Source organism: Streptomyces sp. NPDC006997 (assembly GCF_040635175.1).
GTDB lineage: Bacteria > Actinomycetota > Actinomycetes > Streptomycetales > Streptomycetaceae > Streptomyces.
In genome coordinates this window covers 119,125-136,381 of the sequence record NZ_JBEYHH010000001.1, presented here as the reverse complement: position 1 = coordinate 136,381, position 17,257 = coordinate 119,125, and the positions used below count along the sequence as shown (strand labels likewise).

At 70.9% G+C, this 17,257-nt stretch carries 17 protein-coding genes and 5 tRNA genes; 7 read left to right on the top strand and 15 right to left on the bottom strand.

Annotated elements, in window-relative coordinates; genetic code table 11:
* Positions 1-65: 65 nt before the first annotated feature.
* Positions 66-1,076: an NAD(P)H-dependent glycerol-3-phosphate dehydrogenase gene (locus ABZ659_RS00595; protein ID WP_360211947.1), complete on the bottom strand. Its 1,011-nt coding sequence runs from the start codon at positions 1,074-1,076 to the stop codon at positions 66-68.
* Positions 1,073-1,864, bottom strand: coding sequence for a lysophospholipid acyltransferase family protein (locus ABZ659_RS00590; protein ID WP_360211945.1), 792 nt, complete (start codon positions 1,862-1,864; stop codon positions 1,073-1,075). The genes ABZ659_RS00595 and ABZ659_RS00590 overlap by 4 nt, the downstream gene beginning before the upstream one ends.
* Positions 1,865-2,007: 143 nt before the next feature.
* On the opposite strand from ABZ659_RS00590, the gene cofC reads away from it, so the two are divergent.
* Positions 2,008-2,646, top strand: coding sequence for a 2-phospho-L-lactate guanylyltransferase (gene cofC, locus ABZ659_RS00585; protein ID WP_360211943.1), 639 nt, complete (start codon positions 2,008-2,010; stop codon positions 2,644-2,646).
* Between the two features lie 10 nt (positions 2,647-2,656).
* Positions 2,657-2,860, top strand: coding sequence for a hypothetical protein (locus ABZ659_RS00580; protein WP_360211941.1), 204 nt, complete (start codon positions 2,657-2,659; stop codon positions 2,858-2,860).
* 95 nt (positions 2,861-2,955) lie between these two features.
* On the opposite strand, the gene ABZ659_RS00575 is transcribed toward ABZ659_RS00580, so the two are convergent.
* The 4 genes from ABZ659_RS00575 to leuC form a co-directional block, all read right to left on the bottom strand.
* Entirely contained in the window at positions 2,956-3,585 is a 630-nt protein-coding gene (locus ABZ659_RS00575) for an HU family DNA-binding protein (RefSeq protein WP_360211939.1), read from the bottom strand.
* A 137-nt stretch (positions 3,586-3,722) separates the two neighbouring features.
* Complete coding sequence (locus ABZ659_RS00570) at positions 3,723-3,953, bottom strand: hypothetical protein (protein WP_360211937.1); 231 nt, start codon at positions 3,951-3,953, stop codon at positions 3,723-3,725.
* A 288-nt stretch (positions 3,954-4,241) separates the two neighbouring features.
* A complete protein-coding gene (leuD, locus tag ABZ659_RS00565) occupies positions 4,242-4,835 on the bottom strand; it encodes a 3-isopropylmalate dehydratase small subunit (protein WP_360211935.1) in 594 nt (197 codons plus the stop codon).
* Between the two features lie 6 nt (positions 4,836-4,841).
* A complete protein-coding gene (leuC, locus tag ABZ659_RS00560; protein ID WP_360211933.1) occupies positions 4,842-6,272 on the bottom strand; it encodes a 3-isopropylmalate dehydratase large subunit in 1,431 nt (476 codons plus the stop codon).
* Between the two features lie 185 nt (positions 6,273-6,457).
* Here leuC and ndgR point away from each other — a divergent pair, with 185 nt between their 5' ends.
* The gene (gene ndgR / locus ABZ659_RS00555; protein WP_020270051.1) at positions 6,458-7,174 is read left to right on the top strand and encodes an IclR family transcriptional regulator NdgR; all 717 of its coding nucleotides are present in this window, start codon (positions 6,458-6,460) and stop codon (positions 7,172-7,174) included.
* A gap of 128 nt (positions 7,175-7,302) precedes the next feature.
* Here the strand turns inward: ndgR and ABZ659_RS00550 are convergent.
* The 9 genes from ABZ659_RS00550 to ABZ659_RS00510 form a co-directional block, all read right to left on the bottom strand.
* Positions 7,303-7,375: transfer RNA gene (locus ABZ659_RS00550), tRNA-Glu, on the bottom strand.
* A gap of 28 nt (positions 7,376-7,403) precedes the next feature.
* Positions 7,404-7,475: transfer RNA gene (locus ABZ659_RS00545), tRNA-Gln, on the bottom strand.
* Between the two features lie 20 nt (positions 7,476-7,495).
* Positions 7,496-7,568, bottom strand: a tRNA-Glu gene (locus tag ABZ659_RS00540).
* A gap of 29 nt (positions 7,569-7,597) precedes the next feature.
* Positions 7,598-7,670: transfer RNA gene (locus ABZ659_RS00535), tRNA-Glu, on the bottom strand.
* Positions 7,671-7,710: 40 nt separating this feature from the next.
* Positions 7,711-7,782 (bottom strand) — tRNA-Gln (locus ABZ659_RS00530).
* Positions 7,783-7,872: 90 nt separating this feature from the next.
* Entirely contained in the window at positions 7,873-8,604 is a 732-nt protein-coding gene (locus tag ABZ659_RS00525) for an HAD family hydrolase (protein ID WP_360211931.1), read from the bottom strand.
* A gap of 34 nt (positions 8,605-8,638) precedes the next feature.
* Positions 8,639-10,132 carry a glutamate--tRNA ligase gene (gene gltX, locus ABZ659_RS00520; protein WP_360211929.1) on the bottom strand — a complete coding sequence of 498 codons (1,494 nt, stop codon included), beginning with the start codon at positions 10,130-10,132 and terminating at the stop codon, positions 8,639-8,641.
* On the bottom strand, positions 10,116-10,892 hold the full coding sequence (locus ABZ659_RS00515) for a fumarylacetoacetate hydrolase family protein (protein ID WP_360211927.1): 777 nt from the start codon (positions 10,890-10,892) through the stop codon (positions 10,116-10,118). Before ABZ659_RS00515 ends, gltX begins: the two co-directional genes overlap by 17 nt.
* 126 nt (positions 10,893-11,018) lie before the next feature.
* The gene (locus ABZ659_RS00510) at positions 11,019-11,207 is read right to left on the bottom strand and encodes a hypothetical protein (RefSeq protein ID WP_360211925.1); all 189 of its coding nucleotides are present in this window, start codon (positions 11,205-11,207) and stop codon (positions 11,019-11,021) included.
* 589 nt (positions 11,208-11,796) lie between these two features.
* Here ABZ659_RS00510 and ABZ659_RS00505 point away from each other — a divergent pair.
* The 4 genes from ABZ659_RS00505 (at position 11,797) to ABZ659_RS00490 (ending at position 17,148) form a co-directional block, all read left to right on the top strand.
* The gene (locus ABZ659_RS00505) at positions 11,797-15,648 is read left to right on the top strand and encodes a nitrate- and nitrite sensing domain-containing protein (protein WP_360211923.1); all 3,852 of its coding nucleotides are present in this window, start codon (positions 11,797-11,799) and stop codon (positions 15,646-15,648) included.
* 9 nt (positions 15,649-15,657) lie between these two features.
* Complete coding sequence (locus ABZ659_RS00500) at positions 15,658-16,071, top strand: roadblock/LC7 domain-containing protein (RefSeq protein WP_037764993.1); 414 nt, start codon at positions 15,658-15,660, stop codon at positions 16,069-16,071.
* Between the two features lie 110 nt (positions 16,072-16,181).
* Positions 16,182-16,577 carry a DUF742 domain-containing protein gene (locus ABZ659_RS00495; protein WP_360211921.1) on the top strand — a complete coding sequence of 132 codons (396 nt, stop codon included), beginning with the start codon at positions 16,182-16,184 and terminating at the stop codon, positions 16,575-16,577.
* Positions 16,558-17,148: an ATP/GTP-binding protein gene (locus tag ABZ659_RS00490; RefSeq protein ID WP_360211919.1), complete on the top strand. Its 591-nt coding sequence runs from the start codon at positions 16,558-16,560 to the stop codon at positions 17,146-17,148. The genes ABZ659_RS00495 and ABZ659_RS00490 overlap by 20 nt, the downstream gene beginning before the upstream one ends.
* Positions 17,149-17,257: the final 109 nt, after the last annotated feature.

Genomic DNA, 17,257 nt, shown 5'->3' with positions numbered 1-17,257 from the left:
GGTTGAGAGTACCCGTTGGTACAGCGGTGAGACAGCGGCGCGGCCCCCGTGCCGCCCCGGGTGGCTCAGTGTCGTTCGGGCTTCGCGCTGCGCGACATCAGCTCCTTCACCGCGACCACGGGGGACTTGCCCTCGTGGACGATGGCGACGACCGTCTCGGTGATCGGCATGTCGACACCGTGGCTCCGGGCCAGGTCCAGCACCGACTCACAGGACTTGACGCCCTCGGCGGTCTGCTTGGTGACCGCGATGGTCTCCTTGAGGGTCATGCCCTTGCCGAGGTTGGTGCCGAAGGTGTGGTTGCGCGAGAGCGGCGAGGAGCAGGTGGCCACCAGGTCGCCGAGCCCGGCCAGCCCGGAGAAGGTCAGCGGGTCGGCGCCCATGGCGAGTCCGAGCCGGGTGGTCTCGGCGAGCCCGCGGGTGATGAGAGAGCCCTTGGCGTTGTCCCCGAGCCCCATGCCGTCCGCGATGCCGACGGCGAGCCCGATGACGTTCTTGACGGCGCCGCCGAGCTCGCAGCCGACGACGTCGGTGTTGGTGTACGGGCGGAAGTACGGGGTGTGGCAGACGGCCTGGAGCCGCTGGGCTACCTGCTCGTCCGTGCAGGCCACGACGGCCGCGGCGGGCATCCGGGCGGCGATCTCGCGGGCCAGGTTGGGCCCGGTGACCACGGCGACCCGCTCCGGGCCGACACCGGTGACGTCCTGGACGACCTCGCTCATCCGCATCGTGGTGCCGAGTTCGACGCCCTTCATCAGGGAGACGAGGACCGTGCCGGGCGCCAGCAGCGGCGTCCACGCGGCGAGGTTGGCGCGCAGGGTCTGCGACGGCACCGACAGGACGGTCCAGTCGGCTCCGGCGGCGGCCTCGGCCGGATCGGTGGTCGCGCGCAGGTTCTGCGGGAGCTCCACGCCGGGGAAGTAGTCCGGGTTCGTACGGGTCGAGTTGATCGCGTCGGCGACCTCCGGGCGGCGCGCCCACAGGGTGACCTCGCACCCCGCGTCGGCGAGCACCATGCCGAACGCCGTGCCCCACGAACCCGCGCTGAACACCGCCGCCTTGACGGGCTTGCTCACTTGCCGCTCTCCCCTGTTCCGCTGCCCTGGCTCTGGCGGCCGTCGCGGCCGGTCTGCGCCTGGGTCCTGCGCCGCTGCTGGATCCGTACCTCACGCGGGTCATAGACGTTCTCCGGCGCCTTCTCGCCGCGGATCTCCTCCAGCTGGCGGGTGACGGCGGCCATGATGGCCTCGGTGGCCTCCTTCAGCACCTCCGCGGTCATCTCCTGGCCGTAGAAGCGGGAGAGGTCCACGGGCGGGCCCGCCAGCACCCGGGAGGTCTTGCGGGGCAGCAGGCGCGGCTTCTTGGCGTACGGCGGCAGCAGTTCGTTGCAGCCCCACTGGGCGACCGGGATGACCGGGCAGCGGGTCTGCAGGGCGACCCGCGCGGCGCCGGTCTTGCCGGTCATCGGCCAGCCGTCCGGGTCGCGGGTGAGGGTGCCCTCGGGGTAGAAGGCGACGCACTCGCCGCGCTCCACGGCGGCGATCGCGGCCCGGAAGGCGCTCAGCGCGTCGGTGCTCTCGCGGTAGACGGGGATCTGCCCGGTGCCGCGCATCGCGGCCCCGACGAATCCTTTCCGGAATAGCCCGCTCTTCGCCAGGAATCGCGGAACCCGTCCGGTGTTGTACTGGAAGTGCGCGTACGCGAAGGGGTCGACGTGGGAATTGTGGTTCACCGCGGTGATAAATCCGCCCGCGGCCGGAATGTGCTCCATTCCACGCCAGTCCCGCTTGAGCAGAACCACCAGCGGCGGTTTGCAGATCACCGCGGCGAAGCGGTACCAGAAGCCGATTCTGCGGCGGGGCACGCGAACACCTTCCTCTAGGGCCTGGGGGCCGCACAAGTGTCGCCCCAGGCCGCCGGTCTGTCGAGAACACCGTACGCCCCGACTCGTCGGCCCCCCGAGGGGTCGGGTGACAATGGCCGCGACGAGAGAGGGGCGGAACGCCCGTGCAGTGGACCCTGGTCATCCCCCTGAAGCCGTTGGCGCGGGCCAAGAGCAGGCTCGCGGACGCCGCGGCGGACGGACTGCGCCCGAGCCTCGCCCTCGCCTTCGCGCAGGACACCGTGGCGGCGGCGCTGGCCGCCGCGGCGGTGCGTGATGTGGCCGTCGTCACGGACGACGCCCTGGCCGGACGGGAGCTGGCCGCGCTGGGCGCCCGTATCGTCCCGGACGAGCCCGCGGGCGGTCTGAACGCCGCGCTGGCGCACGCCGCGACGGCGGTGCGCGGGCCGCGCCCCGACTGCGCCGTCGCCGCCGTCAACGCCGATCTCCCGGCCCTGCGCCCGGCGGAATTGTCCCGGGTCCTGGACGCCGCCGCGGAATTCCCGCGCGCTTTTCTGCCCGACGCCGCGGCGGTCGGTACGACGCTGCTGGCCGCGGCCCCGGGGCAGGAATTGCGTCCGGCGTTCGGCCGGGATTCCCGGGCCCGGCACCGCGCCTCGGGTGCGGCGGAACTCCGGCTGTCCGCGGTGGATTCCGTACGCCAGGACGTGGACACCGGCGAGGATCTGCGCGCGGCGCTGGCGCTGGGAGTGGGTCCCCATACGGCGGCGGTGGGCGCGCGGCTGCTGATTCCCGGGCAGTAGGCTGGCCGCCATGCACGCCACCGCATACACGTACGACGCCGGGACGCGCAGCGGACAGGTGCTGCTCGACGACGGGACGCCCGTCCCCTTCGACGCCGCCGCGTTCGACGCGGGCGGGCTGCGGCTGTTGCGGCCCGGTCAGCGGGTGCGGATCGAGACGGAGGGCGAGGGCGAGGCCCGGCGGATCACGTTGGTGACGCTCCAGACCCTGTAGGCGCTCAGGTCCGGGTGGGCGCGGTGTGAACAGGCCGCGGGCCGGGCTCCCGAGGGAGTCCGGCCCGGCGCGTGAGTGCCCCTGTGCCCTGCCCGTCACTTCTTGCGGGCGGTGGCCTTCTTGGCGGTGGTCTTGCGGGCCGTCGACTTCTTGGCGGGCGCCTTCTTGGCGGTCGCCTTCTTCGCCGGGGCCTTCTTGGCGGTGGTCTTCTTCGCGGCGGTGCTCTTGGCGGCCGTCGTGGTCTTCTTGGCCGGGGCCTTCTTCGCCGTCGTCTTCTTCGCGGCGGCCGTCGTGGTCTTCTTCGCGGGCGCCTTCTTGGCGGTGGCCTTCTTCGCCGCGGCGGCCTTGGTGGTCTTCTTCGCGGCGGCCTTCTTGACCGTCGCGGACGCCCCACCGGTCAGGCTGCCCTTCGGCGCCTTCTTGACGGCGATGTCACCCTTCGGGAGCTTCTTCGACCCGCTGACCAGGTCCTTGAACCCCTGGCCCGCGCGGAACCTCGGCACCGAGGTCTTCTTGACCCGAACCCGCTCCCCCGTCTGGGGATTGCGGGCGTAACGGGCCGGACGGTCCACCTTCTCGAAAGAACCGAAGCCGGTGACCGAGACCCGGTCACCCGCGACGACCGCGCGGACGATGGCGTCCAGTACCGCGTCGACAGCATCGGCGGCCTGCTGTCGCCCGCCCATCTTGTCGGCAATCGCTTCTACGAGCTGCGCCTTGTTCACGTCTTCCCCTTCGGAGACATCGCCAGAACGAAACTGTTCAAGCTTTTTCGCACGTTAGGCAGATATATACCGCAAATCAAACACGAAACGGGCTAATCACCCTTGTGCCGCAACCGACTCGGCCGTTCCGGACTTGTTCAGCCTTCCTCTTCGGGGAATCGCCCCGCGTCGAGGTCGGCGATGAACCGCTCCAGACGCCTTGTCGCGCCGGCGAGATCGTGCTTGGCCACGGCCGTGATGACCAGCAGCTTCCGGGTCAGCGCCATCCGTACGCCCTCCGGGACTTGCAGTGCGCGCACCCTTGCGTGCGCTTCCTTGAGTTGGCTCGCGACCGCCGCATACAGCTTGAGTTGGCCGTCGTGTTCCATGCACAGATTGTGCCATCTGGGGCGAGTTGTCGCCTGCTCGGGGGGCAACTGCCGCCTCAACGGGCCCTCCCGAGCCACGCTCCGAGTCTCGGCCCAGGCCCCAGGTACCCCGCCAACACCCCCTCTAACGTGGGACGTTGCCCATCGCCGACCCGGCGGGAACGGTGACCTGGGCCCAGACACGGCTGTACCCCCGATCGGACCGATCGGGGGTACAGCGTAGATCTCTGGTGGCCGAAACTCGACCTTGCGGAACCGCGGATTCACCCGGTCCCGCGGGCCGGTGGCTCAGACCTGGACGGTCCGCGGCTTGTAGGCGGGACGCTCCGCCTCGTACGCGGCGATGTCCGCCTCGTTCTGGAGGGTGATGGAGATGTCGTCCAGCCCGTTCAGCAGCCGCCAGCGGGAGTTCTCGTCCAGCTCGAAGGAGGCGGTGACACCCTCGGCGCGCACCTCGCGGCTCTGCAGGTCGACGGTGATCTCGGCCTGCGGGTCGCGCTCGGTCAGCTCCCACAGCGCGTCCACGACCTTCTGCTCCAGGACGACCGTGAGCAGGCCGTTCTTGAGCGAGTTGCCGCGGAAGATGTCGGCGAAGCGGGACGAGACGACCGTCTTGAAGCCGTAGTTCTGGAGGGCCCAGACGGCGTGCTCACGCGAGGAGCCGGTACCGAAGTCCGGGCCCGCGACCAGCACGGTGGCGCCCTCGCGCTCCGTGCGGTTGAGCACGAACTCCGGGTCCTTGCGCCACGCCTCGAACAGCCCGTCCTCGAAACCGTCCCGCGTCACCTTCTTGAGCCAGTGGGCGGGGATGATCTGGTCGGTGTCGACGTTGCTGCGGCGCAGCGGAACGGCCCGGCCGGTGTGGGTGGTGAAGGCTTCCATGGTTGATCAGACTCCAGCGGGCGTACGGTCGGCGACGTCGGACAGGTCGGCCGGGGAGGCCAGGTGGCCAAGGACCGCGGTGGCCGCCGCGACCTGCGGCGACACCAGGTGGGTACGGCCGCCCTTGCCCTGCCGTCCCTCGAAGTTGCGGTTGGAGGTGGACGCCGAGCGCTCACCGGGGGCGAGCTGGTCGGGGTTCATGCCCAGGCACATCGAGCAGCCCGCGTGCCGCCACTCGGCCCCGGCCTCCTTGAAGACCACGTCCAGACCCTCGGAGACGGCCTGCAGACCGACCCGCGCGGAGCCCGGCACCACCAGCATCCGTACGCCGTCGGCGACTTTGCGGCCCTTGAGGATCTCCGCGGCGTTGCGCAGGTCCTCGATGCGGCCGTTGGTGCAGGAACCCACGAAGACGGTGTCCACACCGATGGACCGCAGCGGCTGCCCGGCGGTCAACCCCATGTACTCCAGCGCCTTTTCGGCGGCCAGGCGCTCCGAGGCGTCCTCGTACGAGGCCGGGTCGGGGACGGCGGCCGAAAGCGGCGCGCCCTGGCCCGGGTTGGTGCCCCAGGTGACGAACGGCGACAGCGCGGCGGCGTCGATGACCACCTCGGCGTCGAAGACGGCGTCGTCGTCGGTGCGCAGCGTCCGCCAGTACTCCACGGCGGCGTCCCAGTCGGCGCCCTCGGGGGCGTGCGGACGGCCCTTGAGGTACGCGAACGTGGTGTCGTCGGGGGCGATCATGCCCGCGCGGGCGCCGGCCTCGATGGACATGTTGCAGATGGTCATCCGCGCTTCCATCGACAGCTTCTCGATGGCCGGGCCGCGGTACTCCAGGACGTAGCCCTGCCCGCCGCCGGTGCCGATCCTCGCGATGATCGCCAGGATCAGGTCCTTGGCGGTCACGCCCTCGGGCAGCTCGCCGTCGACGGTGATGGCCATCGTCTTCGGGCGGGCCATCGGCAGCGTCTGGGTGGCCAGCACGTGCTCGACCTGCGAGGTGCCGATGCCGAACGCCAGCGCGCCGAACGCGCCGTGCGTGGAGGTGTGCGAGTCGCCGCACACCACGGTCGTGCCCGGCTGGGTCAGCCCGAGCTGCGGGCCGACGACGTGCACGACGCCCTGCTCGACGTCGCCGAGCGGGTGCAGCCGGACCCCGAAGTCGGCGCAGTTCTTGCGCAGCGTCTCCAGCTGCACGCGCGAGACCGGGTCGGCGATCGGCTTGTCGATGTCGAGGGTCGGGGTGTTGTGGTCCTCGGTGGCGATGGTCAGATCAAGGCGCCGCACGGTCCGGCCGCTCTTGCGGAGCCCGTCGAACGCCTGCGGGCTGGTCACCTCGTGCAGCAGGTGCAGATCGATGTAGAGGAGGTCGGGCTCGCCCTCGGCGCGCCGGACGACATGGTCGTCCCAGACCTTCTCCGCGAGTGTCCTACCCATCGCTTTCCCTCCGGTCGGCATGGTGCGCCGACCCAACTAGAGACTGTGAGGAGGCGGGCCCGTGCCCCTGTACCGGGCCTCCGCCGCCGGGCCCGCTGCTCGGCGGGCCGCTGTGTCTTCCAGAGTGGCGCGTTCCACGGAAAATTGAACTTGCGTTTCACAGAGTGAGACGCGAATATCGTTGCATGGACAACAGTAGCGGCGTCGGCGTTCTGGACAAGGCGGCCCTCGTCCTGAGCGCTCTGGAGTCCGGTCCGGCCACCCTCGCGGGTCTGGTCGGGGCCACCGGACTGGCACGACCCACGGCCCACCGCCTGGCCGTGGCACTGGAACACCACCGTATGGTGGCGCGCGACATGCAGGGCCGTTTCATCCTCGGCCCGCGCCTGGCCGAACTCGCGGCGGCGGCGGGCGAGGACCGCCTGCTGGCGACCGCGGGCCCGGTGCTCACCCACCTCCGCGACGTCACGGGCGAGAGCGCGCAGCTCTACCGCCGCCAGGGCGACATGCGCATCTGTGTCGCCGCCGCGGAGCGGCTGTCCGGTCTGCGGGACACCGTGCCGGTCGGCTCCACGCTCACCATGAAGGCGGGCTCGTCCGCGCAGATCCTCATGGCCTGGGAGGAGCCCGAGCGGCTGCACCGCGGCCTGCAGGGCGCCCGCTTCACGGCGACGGCCCTGTCCGGGGTACGGCGCCGGGGCTGGGCCCAGTCGATCGGCGAGCGCGAGCCGGGGGTCGCGTCCGTCTCCGCGCCGGTGCGCGGCCCGTCGAACCGCGTGGTGGCCGCCGTCTCGGTCTCCGGCCCCATCGAGCGCCTCACCCGCCATCCGGGCCGGATGCACGCCCAGGCGGTCATCGACGCCGCGGGCCGCCTCTCGGAGGCCCTGCGCCGCACGGGCTGAAACCTTCAGCCACACCCGTCGGGAGAGAACCGGCCCCAACGCCGCGGCAGGCTCTCCCCGACGGAGCCGCACTCCGGGGGCGCACACGACGAAGGGGCCCCGCCGAAGCATGGGCCCCTTGTCACTCGTACCCCCGACCGGATTCGAACCGGCGCTACCGCCTTGAGAGGGCGGCGTGCTAGGCCGCTACACAACGGGGGCGTGGACTCTGCGTTTCCGCAGGTCCGAGCTGGTCTACCTGGACTCGAACCAAGACTAACTGAACCAGAATCAGTCGTGCTGCCAATTACACCATAGACCAATGTGGTTTAGACCAGTCAGTACCCCCGACCGGATTCGAACCGGCGCTACCGCCTTGAGAGGGCGGCGTGCTAGGCCGCTACACAACGGGGGCCCTAGCGATCACCTTGCGTGAGATCACCGTACCCCCGACCGGATTCGAACCGGCGCTACTGCCTTGAGAGGGCAGCGTGCTAGGCCGCTACACAACGGGGGCTTGCGGACTGGCATCCGCGGCGCAGATCAAGCTCTGCGAGCTGGCCTACCTGGACTCGAACCAAGACTAACTGAACCAGAATCAGTCGTGCTGCCAATTACACCATAGGCCACTGGAACGCAAGCCCCGGAGGGTTCTTGTTCTAGTTTGACGCTGGGGGGTTCCGGCCTTCCGGCCCGCTCCCCGCGGCGCAGGAAGAACATTACCCGAAGGTGGACGGGGCTCCAAAACGAGTATCAGCGCCGAGCAGGGAGGGCAGTTCGGCGAGGGACGCGATGCGGTGCGGGCCGCCCGGTGCGGCCACGGTGGCGGATCCGCCCGCCCGGTCGATCCACACCGACAGCAGCCCGGCGTCCGCGGCGCCCCGGCCGTCGATCTCCGGGTGGTCGCCGACGTACGCCACCTCGTGCGGGGCGAGGCCGAGGGCGTCGCAGGCGGCGCGGAAGGCGGCGGCCTCGGGCTTGGAGACGCCGAGTTCGGCGGCGCACAGGATGGTCTCGAAGCGGTGGTGGACGCCGAGGACGCGCAGCTTGCGGTCCTGCACGAGCAGGCTGGAGTTGGACAGCACGGCGTGCCGGTGGCTGGTGGCGAGGGCGTCGAGGACCGGCAGCACGTCGGGGAAGAGCGCCCAGGCGGCCTCGTAGTGCACGAGGTAGCGGTCGAACCAGTCGTCGGCCTCGGCGTCCGTGAGGTCACGGCCGAGGAAGACCCGGGTGCGGTCCCGGCGCTGGGTGACGAAGTCCACCTCCCCGGCGGCGAACCGGGCCCACTGGGCCTCGGTGATCTCCCGCCAGCGCACGAGGGCCCGCTCCACGGAGGCGTTCCCGTGCAGCAGGCCCTCGGTCACGAGGTGCGTCCGCATTCCCTCGCGGTCGGCGGTGGTGTAGTCGAAGAGGGTGTCGTCGACGTCCCAGACGACGGCGTGGATGACCATGGCACCGACGGTAGCGCGTCGACTCCCCCGTGTGTCAGCCGGTCAGCCTGGCGAGCGCCGCGTCGATCCGGGCCAGGGCGGTGTCCTTGCCGAGGATCTCCAGGGACTCGAAGAGCGGCAGGCCGACCGTGCGGCCGGTGACGGCGACCCGGACCGGGGCCTGGGCCTTGCCGAGCTTGAGGCCGTGCGCCTCACCGGCGGCGAGGACGGCTTCCTTCAGGGACTCCGGGGAGGACCAGTCAGCCGCCTCCAGCTTCTCCCGGGCGGTGCGCAGGAGCGCGTCGCTGCCCTCCTTCATCGCCTTCGCCCAGCTCGCCTCGTCGGATACCGGCTCCGGCAGGAACAGGAAGTCGACGTTGTCCGTGATCTCGGACAGCACCTTCAGCCGGGTCTGCGCGTGCGGGGCGATGGCGTGCCACTTGGCCTGGTCGAAGTCCTCCGGCGCCCAGGGGGCGAACGGGGCCTTCAGCCAGGGCTCGCAGCGGGCGGTGAACTCCTTCACGTCCAGCAGGCGGATGTGGTCGGCGTTGATCGCCTCGCACTTCTTGAGGTCGAAGCGGGCCGGGTTGGGGTTGACGTCCGCGACGTCGAAGGCCGCGACCATCTCCGCCATGGTGAAGACGTCCCGGTCGGCGGAGAGGGACCAGCCGAGCAGGGAGAGGTAGTTGAGCAGGCCCTCGGGGAGGAAGCCGCGCTCGCGGTAGAGGTTGAGGCTGGACTGCGGGTCGCGCTTGGAGAGCTTCTTGTTGCCCTCGCCCATCACGTACGGCAGGTGCCCGAAGGCGGGGATCTCCTTGGCGACGCCCAGCTCGATCAGCGCCTTGTAGAGGGCGATCTGGCGCGGGGTGGAGGAGAGCAGGTCCTCGCCTCGCAGGACGTGGGTGATCTCCATCAGGGCGTCGTCGACCGGGTTGACCAGCGTGTAGAGCGGGGCGCCGTTGGCGCGGACGATGCCGTAGTCCGGGACGTTCTCCGGGGTGAAGGTCAGCTCGCCGCGGACCAGGTCGGTGAAGGTGATCGTCTCGTCCGGCATCCGGAAGCGGACGATCGGCTCGCGGCCCTCGGCCCGGTAGGTCTCGACCTGCTCGGTGGTGAGGTCGCGGCAGTGGCCGTCGTAGCCGGACGGCTTCCCGGCGGCACGGGCGGCCTCGCGGCGGGTGTCCAGCTCGGCCTGCGAGCAGTAGCAGTGGTAGGCGTGCCCGGCCTCCAGGAGCTTCGCGGCGACGTCCTTGTAGAGGTCCATCCGCTGCGACTGGCGGTACGGCGCGTGCGGGCCGCCGACCTCGGGACCCTCGTCCCAGTCGAAGCCCAGCCAGCGCATCGAGTCCAGGAGCTGCTCGTAGGACTCCTCGGAGTCGCGGGCCGCGTCGGTGTCCTCGATGCGGAAGACGAATTGGGCACCGCTGCCCTGGTGGTGGCGCGCGAAGGCCCAGTTGAACAGGGCGGTGCGGACCAGGCCCACGTGGGGATTGCCGGTGGGCGACGGGCAGAAACGGACGCGTACGGGTGCGCTAGCCACGCTTGACAACCTTGTTGGTGAGAGTGCCGATGCCTTCGATGCTGACGGAGACCTCGTCGCCGACAGCGAGCGGGCCGACGCCCGCGGGGGTGCCCGTGAGGATCACGTCGCCGGGGAGCAGCGTCATCGCCTCGGTGATGTGGACGATCAGGTCCTCGACGGGGTGGATCATCTCGCTGGTGCGGCCGAGCTGGCGTTGCTGGCCGTTGACGGTCAGCTGGATGGTCAGGTCCGCCGGATCGAGGTCGGTCTCCACCCAGGGGCCGAGCGGGCAGGAGGTGTCGAAGCCCTTCGCCCTGGCCCACTGCTTCTCGCGCTTCTGCACGTCACGGGCGGTGATGTCGTTGGCGCAGGTGTAGCCGAGGATGACGTCCTTGACGCGCTCGCGCGGGACCTCGCGGCACATGCGGCCGATGACGACGGCCAGCTCGGCCTCGTGGTGCAGGTCCGTCGAGAAGGAGGGGTACTGGATCTCGTCGCCGGGGCCGATCACGGAGGTGGACGGCTTGAAGAAGGCGAACGGGGCGTCGGGTACCTCGTTGCCCAGTTCACGGGCGTGCTCGACGTAGTTGCGGCCGTAGGCGACGACCTTGTTGGGGAGCACCGGGGGCAGCAGCCGGACCTTGCTCACCGGCACCTTCGTCCCGGAGAGTTCGAAGTCCGCGAAGGGGATGCCCTTGATGATGTCGAGGACTAGCTCGTCCGGCTTGTCACCCTCGACCGCGCCGAAGGCGACGTTCCCGTCGATGGAGAACCTGGCGATGCGCACGGGTTGCTTGGCCCCTTGACTGAGAGCGGCTGGAGTCTGACGCCCCAGGCTATCGCCCCAAAAGGACGGGCGCCTCGCGCGATGACGCGGGGCGCCCGACGGGCCCGGTGCGGGGCCGGTGTGCTACTACTGCGCGGCGGCGGCCGGTTCCGGGGCGTGGGTCAGGACGGTGCGCCGGGGGTTGGCCGTCTGGGTGGGGAGTTCGACGGAGTTCTCCTGCTGGACCGGCGTCCGCAGCGCGTCGGCGTCCGTCAGGTGCGCCAGGGTGGTACGTCGCGGGTTGGCCGTCGTGCGGAACATCGTCGTCGTCTTCACGGTTGTACGGAACCTTGTCGTGTACGGGGCGCTTGGGGCGCCGGTTGACAGAATGTCGCCTCTTGTAAAGCGTCAGGCTAAACATCCTGTTCCCCACCGGAGACTGCAAGCTCCCGTGAATGCGGTGTGAGTTTGCTCACCATCGCGAGATGAAAAGGGTTATTTCAGACAGCCCTGCCATACCGGCGAAAGGGACAATAGCCACCTGAACCCAATATTCCGCTCCTGATCATGGCGACTGGGACACCACACCACCCCCCACCCCACCCCGGCGACTCGCGGCGATACGCCCGGTATAAGCGGAACCTCCGTCTACCACCCGTGACTCGCCCCTCACGAGCAGTCACGTAGGTCACAGCCTGACCAACTGGCCTTGTTGGAGATCCTGCACTGTGCTGGAATTCCACGGACCGCCGCAGGATCGAGCCGGCGCGCAGGGGGCGCTACAGCGCCGAGTGGCGGCGAGATAGGGGGAACCAGCGCCGGTCACTCACGACCACCCGGGAACGTATTCAGGGCGTTCCCGACGACGCCGACACCGTCCTTCCGTTCACGCGGAGGGGCGCCTGGTCCAGAGGTTGCGACGCTAGTGCAGGGACGTTTCAAGAGGGATGGCAGTGCTTCGGCGGAGCCGGAGCCGCACGGCGGGACTGGCTCCATGGCCGGCAGCTCCTCGCCCCAGCACGCCCAGAACCAGGGTCCGGCCCCCACCGGTGACGGCGGTGCCCGCTCCGGGCGCCCCGGCGCCCCGGCGTCGCCCGAGGCCCCGAGCCCGGACGTGAAGCCGCCGCAGGGCCCGCCGAGCACCGGCCCGCGAATAGCCCTGCGCAACTGGCGCATCTCGACCCGACTGGTGTCGCTGCTCGCGCTGCCGGTGGTCGCGGCCACCTCGCTGGGCGCACTGCGGATCAACCAGTCCATGGACGACATCCAGCAGCTCGACAACATGAAGCTGCTGACGGACATGACCAAGCAGGCCACCGAGCTGGCCGCCGCGCTCCAGGAGGAGCGCGACAACTCCGCCGGACCGCTGGCGCACGGCTCGACCACCAGCGCCGTCCTGGTCAAGGGCTACCGGGACCGCACCGACCGGGCCCTGGACAACTTCCTCACCGCCTCCGAGGAGGTCGACGCGGCCAGCAAGGAGGGCAACCTCCAGGGCGTCCGCGACAGCCTGGTGGGCCTGGCCAGCGACCTGAACGGCCTCAACAAGATCCGCAACACCGCGTACGAGGCCGAGGACAACTCCACCCAGACGGTGGAGGCCTACCACCGGCTGATCACCCACCTGCTGGACCTCTCCCAGGACATGGCCGAGGCCACCAGCAACCCCGACATGATCCAGCGGACCCGTTCGCTGTCGGCGTTCTCCTCCGCCAAGGAGTACGCGTCGGTGCAGCGCGCGGTCCTCGCCGCGGCGCTCCCGGCGAGCAACACCACCTTCGGTGACCTCTCCGACAACGACCGGCTGTACGCCGAGGCGGCCCTGCAGAGCCAGGCGTCCGAGCTGCGCAGCTTCGAGAGCATCTACGGCACCGGCACCGACGAACTCCTGCGCCCCATCGACCAGGGCAACGCGATCATCGAGGCCACCGACCTCTTCGCCAAGCGCGCGCTGAGCGGCGCGGACGGTCTGGAGGGCCTGGAGAAGCGGTCCTACCGCGACTGGCTGGACGACAGCTCCACCAAGATCCAGCAGATGAAGAACATCGAGCGCCGCCTCCTGGAGGAGATGGAGCAGAAGGCGCGCGAGCTCCGCAAGGAGTCCGAGCAGGAAGCCATCATCTCCGGTGCGCTGATCCTGATCGTGCTCGGTGTGTCGCTGGTCGGCGCGTTCGTCGTGGCCCGCTCCATGATCCGCTCGCTGCGCCGCCTGGAGGACACGGCCACCAAGGTCGCCCAGGAACGCCTGCCCGAGCTGGTCAAGCAGCTCTCCGAGACCGACCCGCAGGACGTCGACACCTCCGTGGAGTCGGTCGGCGTGCACTCCCGGGACGAGATCGGCCGCGTGGCCGCGGCCTTCGACGACGTGCACCGCGAGGCGGTCCGCCTCGCCGCCGAGCAGGCCCTGCTGCGGGGCAACGTCAACGCGATGTTCACCAACCTCTCGCGCCGCTCCCAGGGTCTGATCCAGCGCCAGCTGTCGCTCATCTCCGAACTGGAGTCCCGCGAGGCCGACCCGGACCAGCTGGCCTCGCTGTTCAAGCTGGACCACCTCGCGACCCGTATGCGCCGGAACGGCGAGAACCTCCTCGTCCTCGCCGGTGAGGAGCCCGGCCGCCGCTGGACCCGCCCGGTCCCGCTGGTCGACGTGCTCCGCGCCGCCGCCTCCGAGGTGGAGCAGTACGAGCGCATCGAGCTGGCCGCCGTGCCGACCACCCAGGTCGCCGGTCGCGTCGTCAACGACCTCGTGCACCTGCTCGCCGAGCTGCTGGAGAACGCCACCTCGTTCTCCTCCCCGCAGACCAAGGTCAAGGTCACCGGTCACGCCCTGCCCGACGGCCGGGTGCTGATCGAGATCCACGACACCGGCATCGGCCTGTCGCCGGAGGACCTGGCCGCGATCAACGAGCGGCTCGCCTCGCCGCCCACCGTGGACGTCTCGGTCTCCCGCCGCATGGGTCTGTTCGTGGTCGGCCGGCTGTCGCAGCGCCACGGCATCCGCATCCAGCTCCGCCCGTCCGACTCCGGTGGTACGACCGCGCTGGTCATGCTGCCCGTCGATGTCGCCCAGGGCGGCGCCAAGCCGCAGCCCAAGCAGGGCGCGGGCGCCGGTGGTCCCGGTGGCGGCTCGGCCGCCGCGGCGGCCTCCGCCGGTGTCGCCGCCGCGCGCCGCAACGCCGGTGCCGTGGGCGCCGGTCCGCAGGCGGGCGGTGGTCTGCTCGGTGCCGGTCAGGGGCCGCAGGCCGCGCTGCCCGGCGCGGGCGGCCGTCCGGGTCCGGGCGCGCCGGGTGGCGCGCGGGGTCCGCAGGGCGGTCCCCAGGGGGCTCCCGGTGGCAGGCCCGCTCCGGTGGGCGCCGGCTCCGGGTTCGGTCAGCCGTCGCAGGCGGCGCCGCAGGGCTTCCAGCAGCCGTCCGACCCGGGCGCGCCGCAGCAGGGCCAGGACACCCGGGGCGGTGTGCCGCCGCAGCGCGGCAACCCCGGCGGTGGACGGCTCCGGCGCGGTCAGCAGCAGGGCCAGCAGCCGCAGTTGCCGCCGCGTGGCGGGCCGCGGCCCGAGCTGCCGGGCGGCAGCGACCAGCAGTCGCGGCCGAGCTGGAGCGACGAGAACGCCCAGCCGCCGGTGGGCCGCGGCTCGCTGGACGCGCCGCGCGGCCACGACGAGCCGGACGTCTCCCAGAACACGCGGGCACCGCGCTACGACGACCGCCAGGGACCGGGCGCCACGTCCGAGTTCCCGCGCATCGACGACCGCCAGGGACCCGGTGCCACCTCGGAGTTCCCGCGCATCGACGACCGCCAGGGACCGGGCGCCACGTCCGAGTTCCCGCGCATCGACGACCGCCAGGGACCCGGTGCCATCTCGGAGTACCCGCGCATCGACGACCGCCAGGGACCGGGCTCGACCTCCGAGTTCGCCCGCCCCGACTTCGACGCCCCGCGTCCCGGCCCGGGCGGCAGGCAGGACCCGGGCCCGTTCGCCCGGCCCGCCGACCTGCGGGGCCAGGGGCCGCGACCGGGCGGCCAGGACAGTGCCGACCCGTTCCGGCGCGCCGACCTCTTCGGTGCTCCGGGCGGTCAGCAGGACCCGTCCGGCACCGGCCAGTTCGCGGTACCGCAGGCGCCGCAGGGCTACGACGGCGGCTCCACCGGCCAGTTCCCGGTCCCGCCGCAGCCGCAGGCCCCGCAGTACGACAACGACTCCACCGGCCAGCACCAGATGCCGGGCCGCCAGGCCCCCGTCCACCCGGCCGCCCCCGGGTCCGACTTCGGCGCGCAGCGCCCGTCGGTCCCGCAGCGACCGCAGCGTCCCGCCCGCCCCGAGCCGGAGGCCCTGCCCCCGGCGGGTGCCGGTGACGGACGTACCCCCTTGTACGACACGCTGGAGACCAACTGGTTCCACGGCCAGCGAGGCGGTCAGGAGAGCAACGACTCCGCTCCCGCCCCGCAGGCGCCGCAGAGCCCCGCGGCCCCCCAGCGGTCCACCGCCTCCTGGCGCAGCTCGCCGAACGACGATCTCGTCCGGCAGGCAGAGCGCGTACGGCAGCCCGCCGCGGGCGGTGTCACCACCTCCGGCCTGCCGCGCCGGGTGCCCAGGGCGAACCTCGTCCCGGGCACGGCTCAGCAGCAACAGCACCAGAGTGGTCCGCAGGTCTCGCGCGCTCCTCAGGACGTTCGCGGCCGGTTGACCAATCTCCGTCGGGGCATCGCCCAGGGACGCCAGGCCGGATCCGGCCAGACGGGCAGCTTCCCCAGCCCCACTCACCAGCAGGAGCGTTAGTTGAGCCCGATGAGCCAGGCGGCACAGAACCTGAACTGGTTGATCACGAATTTCGTGGACAACACCCCCGGGGTGTCCCACACCGTCGTCGTGTCCGCCGACGGCCTCCTGCTGGCGTTGTCGGAGGGCTTCCCCCGCGACCGCGCCGACCAGCTGGCGGCTGTCGCGTCCGGACTGACCTCGCTGACGGCCGGGGCCTCCCGCATCTTCGAGGGCGGCACGGTGGCACAGACCGTCGTCGAGATGGAGCGGGGTTTCCTCTTCCTCATGTCCATCTCGGACGGCTCGTCACTGGCCGTCCTCTCGCACCCCGAGTGCGACATCGGCCTGGTCGGCTACGAGATGGCGCTGCTGGTCGACCGCGCGGGCGCGGTGCTCACCCCCGACCTGCGTGCCGAACTCCAAGGCAGTCTGCTTCACTGACCGGCCCCGGATCCACCCGTCTCACCAAATCACCGTCCGGCCGCCACAATCCCCCCACCGGCCCCGTCCGACGGCTCGACTGACCGACTTGCTGTCCGCCCGGAGGATTCATGACCCCGCCCAACGCCTCTCATGATCCGTACTCAGATCCGTACGGGGACGAGGGCGACCAGCCGCTGGTCCGTCCCTATGCGATGACCGGCGGCCGGACTCGGCCGCGCTACCAGCTCGCCATCGAGGCGCTGATCAGCACCACGGCCGACCCGGCAGCGCTGATGGGGCTCCTCCCGGAGCACCAGCGCATCTGCCATCTCTGCCGTGAGGTGAAGTCCGTCGCCGAGGTGTCGGCACTGCTGGCCATGCCCCTCGGCGTGGCCCGGATCCTGGTCGCCGACCTGGCGGAGGCCGGACTCGTCGCCATCCACCAGCCAGGCGGCGACGAAACCACCGGTGCGCCGGACGTGACACTGCTCGAAAGGGTGCTCAGTGGACTTCGCAAGCTCTAGCAGCGGGCAGGTTGCCGCCTCCCGCTCCACCACCTCCGCGAAGATCGTGGTGGCGGGCGGCTTCGGCGTGGGCAAGACCACGTTCGTCGGAGCCGTGTCGGAGATCAACCCGCTGCGCACGGAGGCCGTCATGACGTCCGCCAGCGCGGGCATCGACGACCTGACCCACACCGGGGACAAGACCACCACCACGGTGGCCATGGACTTCGGACGTATCACGCTCGACCAGGACCTGATCCTGTACCTGTTCGGTACGCCCGGCCAGGACCGTTTCTGGTTCATGTGGGACGACCTGGTGCGCGGCGCGATCGGCGCGGTCGTGCTGGTCGACACCCGGCGGCTGGCGGACTGCTTCCCCGCGGTCGACTACTTCGAGAACAGCGGCCTGCCGTTCGTGGTCGCCCTCAACGGCTTCGACGGCCACCAGCCGTACACGCCGGAGGAGGTCCGCGAGGCGCTGCAGATCGGGCCGGACGCCCCGATCATCACCACCGACGCCCGGCACCGGTCGGACGCCAAGTCCGCGCTGATCACACTGGTGGAGCACGCGCTCATGGCACGCCTGCGGTGACCGCCAAATGATCAACCGCCTACGGCAGTTGCCGTAGCCGTTCCGGAGCCGACTGTGGCCTTTGACACGGTCGGCTCCGCTGTTCATAACGTTTCGGCAGAGGAATCGG

What these genes read in the sequence shown, in the direction of transcription:
- ABZ659_RS00495 (WP_360211921.1), top strand. Translation starts at nt 16,182, where the DNA reads ATGACCCCGCCCAACGCCTCTCATGATCCGTACTCAGATCCGTACGGG.
- leuC (WP_360211933.1), bottom strand. Translation starts at nt 6,272, where the DNA reads ATGGGTAGGACACTCGCGGAGAAGGTCTGGGACGACCATGTCGTCCGG.
- ABZ659_RS00500 (WP_037764993.1), top strand. Translation starts at nt 15,658, where the DNA reads ATGAGCCAGGCGGCACAGAACCTGAACTGGTTGATCACGAATTTCGTG.
- ABZ659_RS00580 (WP_360211941.1), top strand. Translation starts at nt 2,657, where the DNA reads ATGCACGCCACCGCATACACGTACGACGCCGGGACGCGCAGCGGACAG.
- ndgR (WP_020270051.1), top strand. Translation starts at nt 6,458, where the DNA reads ATGGACAACAGTAGCGGCGTCGGCGTTCTGGACAAGGCGGCCCTCGTC.
- leuD (WP_360211935.1), bottom strand. Translation starts at nt 4,835, where the DNA reads ATGGAAGCCTTCACCACCCACACCGGCCGGGCCGTTCCGCTGCGCCGC.
- ABZ659_RS00570 (WP_360211937.1), bottom strand. Translation starts at nt 3,953, where the DNA reads ATGGAACACGACGGCCAACTCAAGCTGTATGCGGCGGTCGCGAGCCAA.
- ABZ659_RS00525 (WP_360211931.1), bottom strand. Translation starts at nt 8,604, where the DNA reads ATGGTCATCCACGCCGTCGTCTGGGACGTCGACGACACCCTCTTCGAC.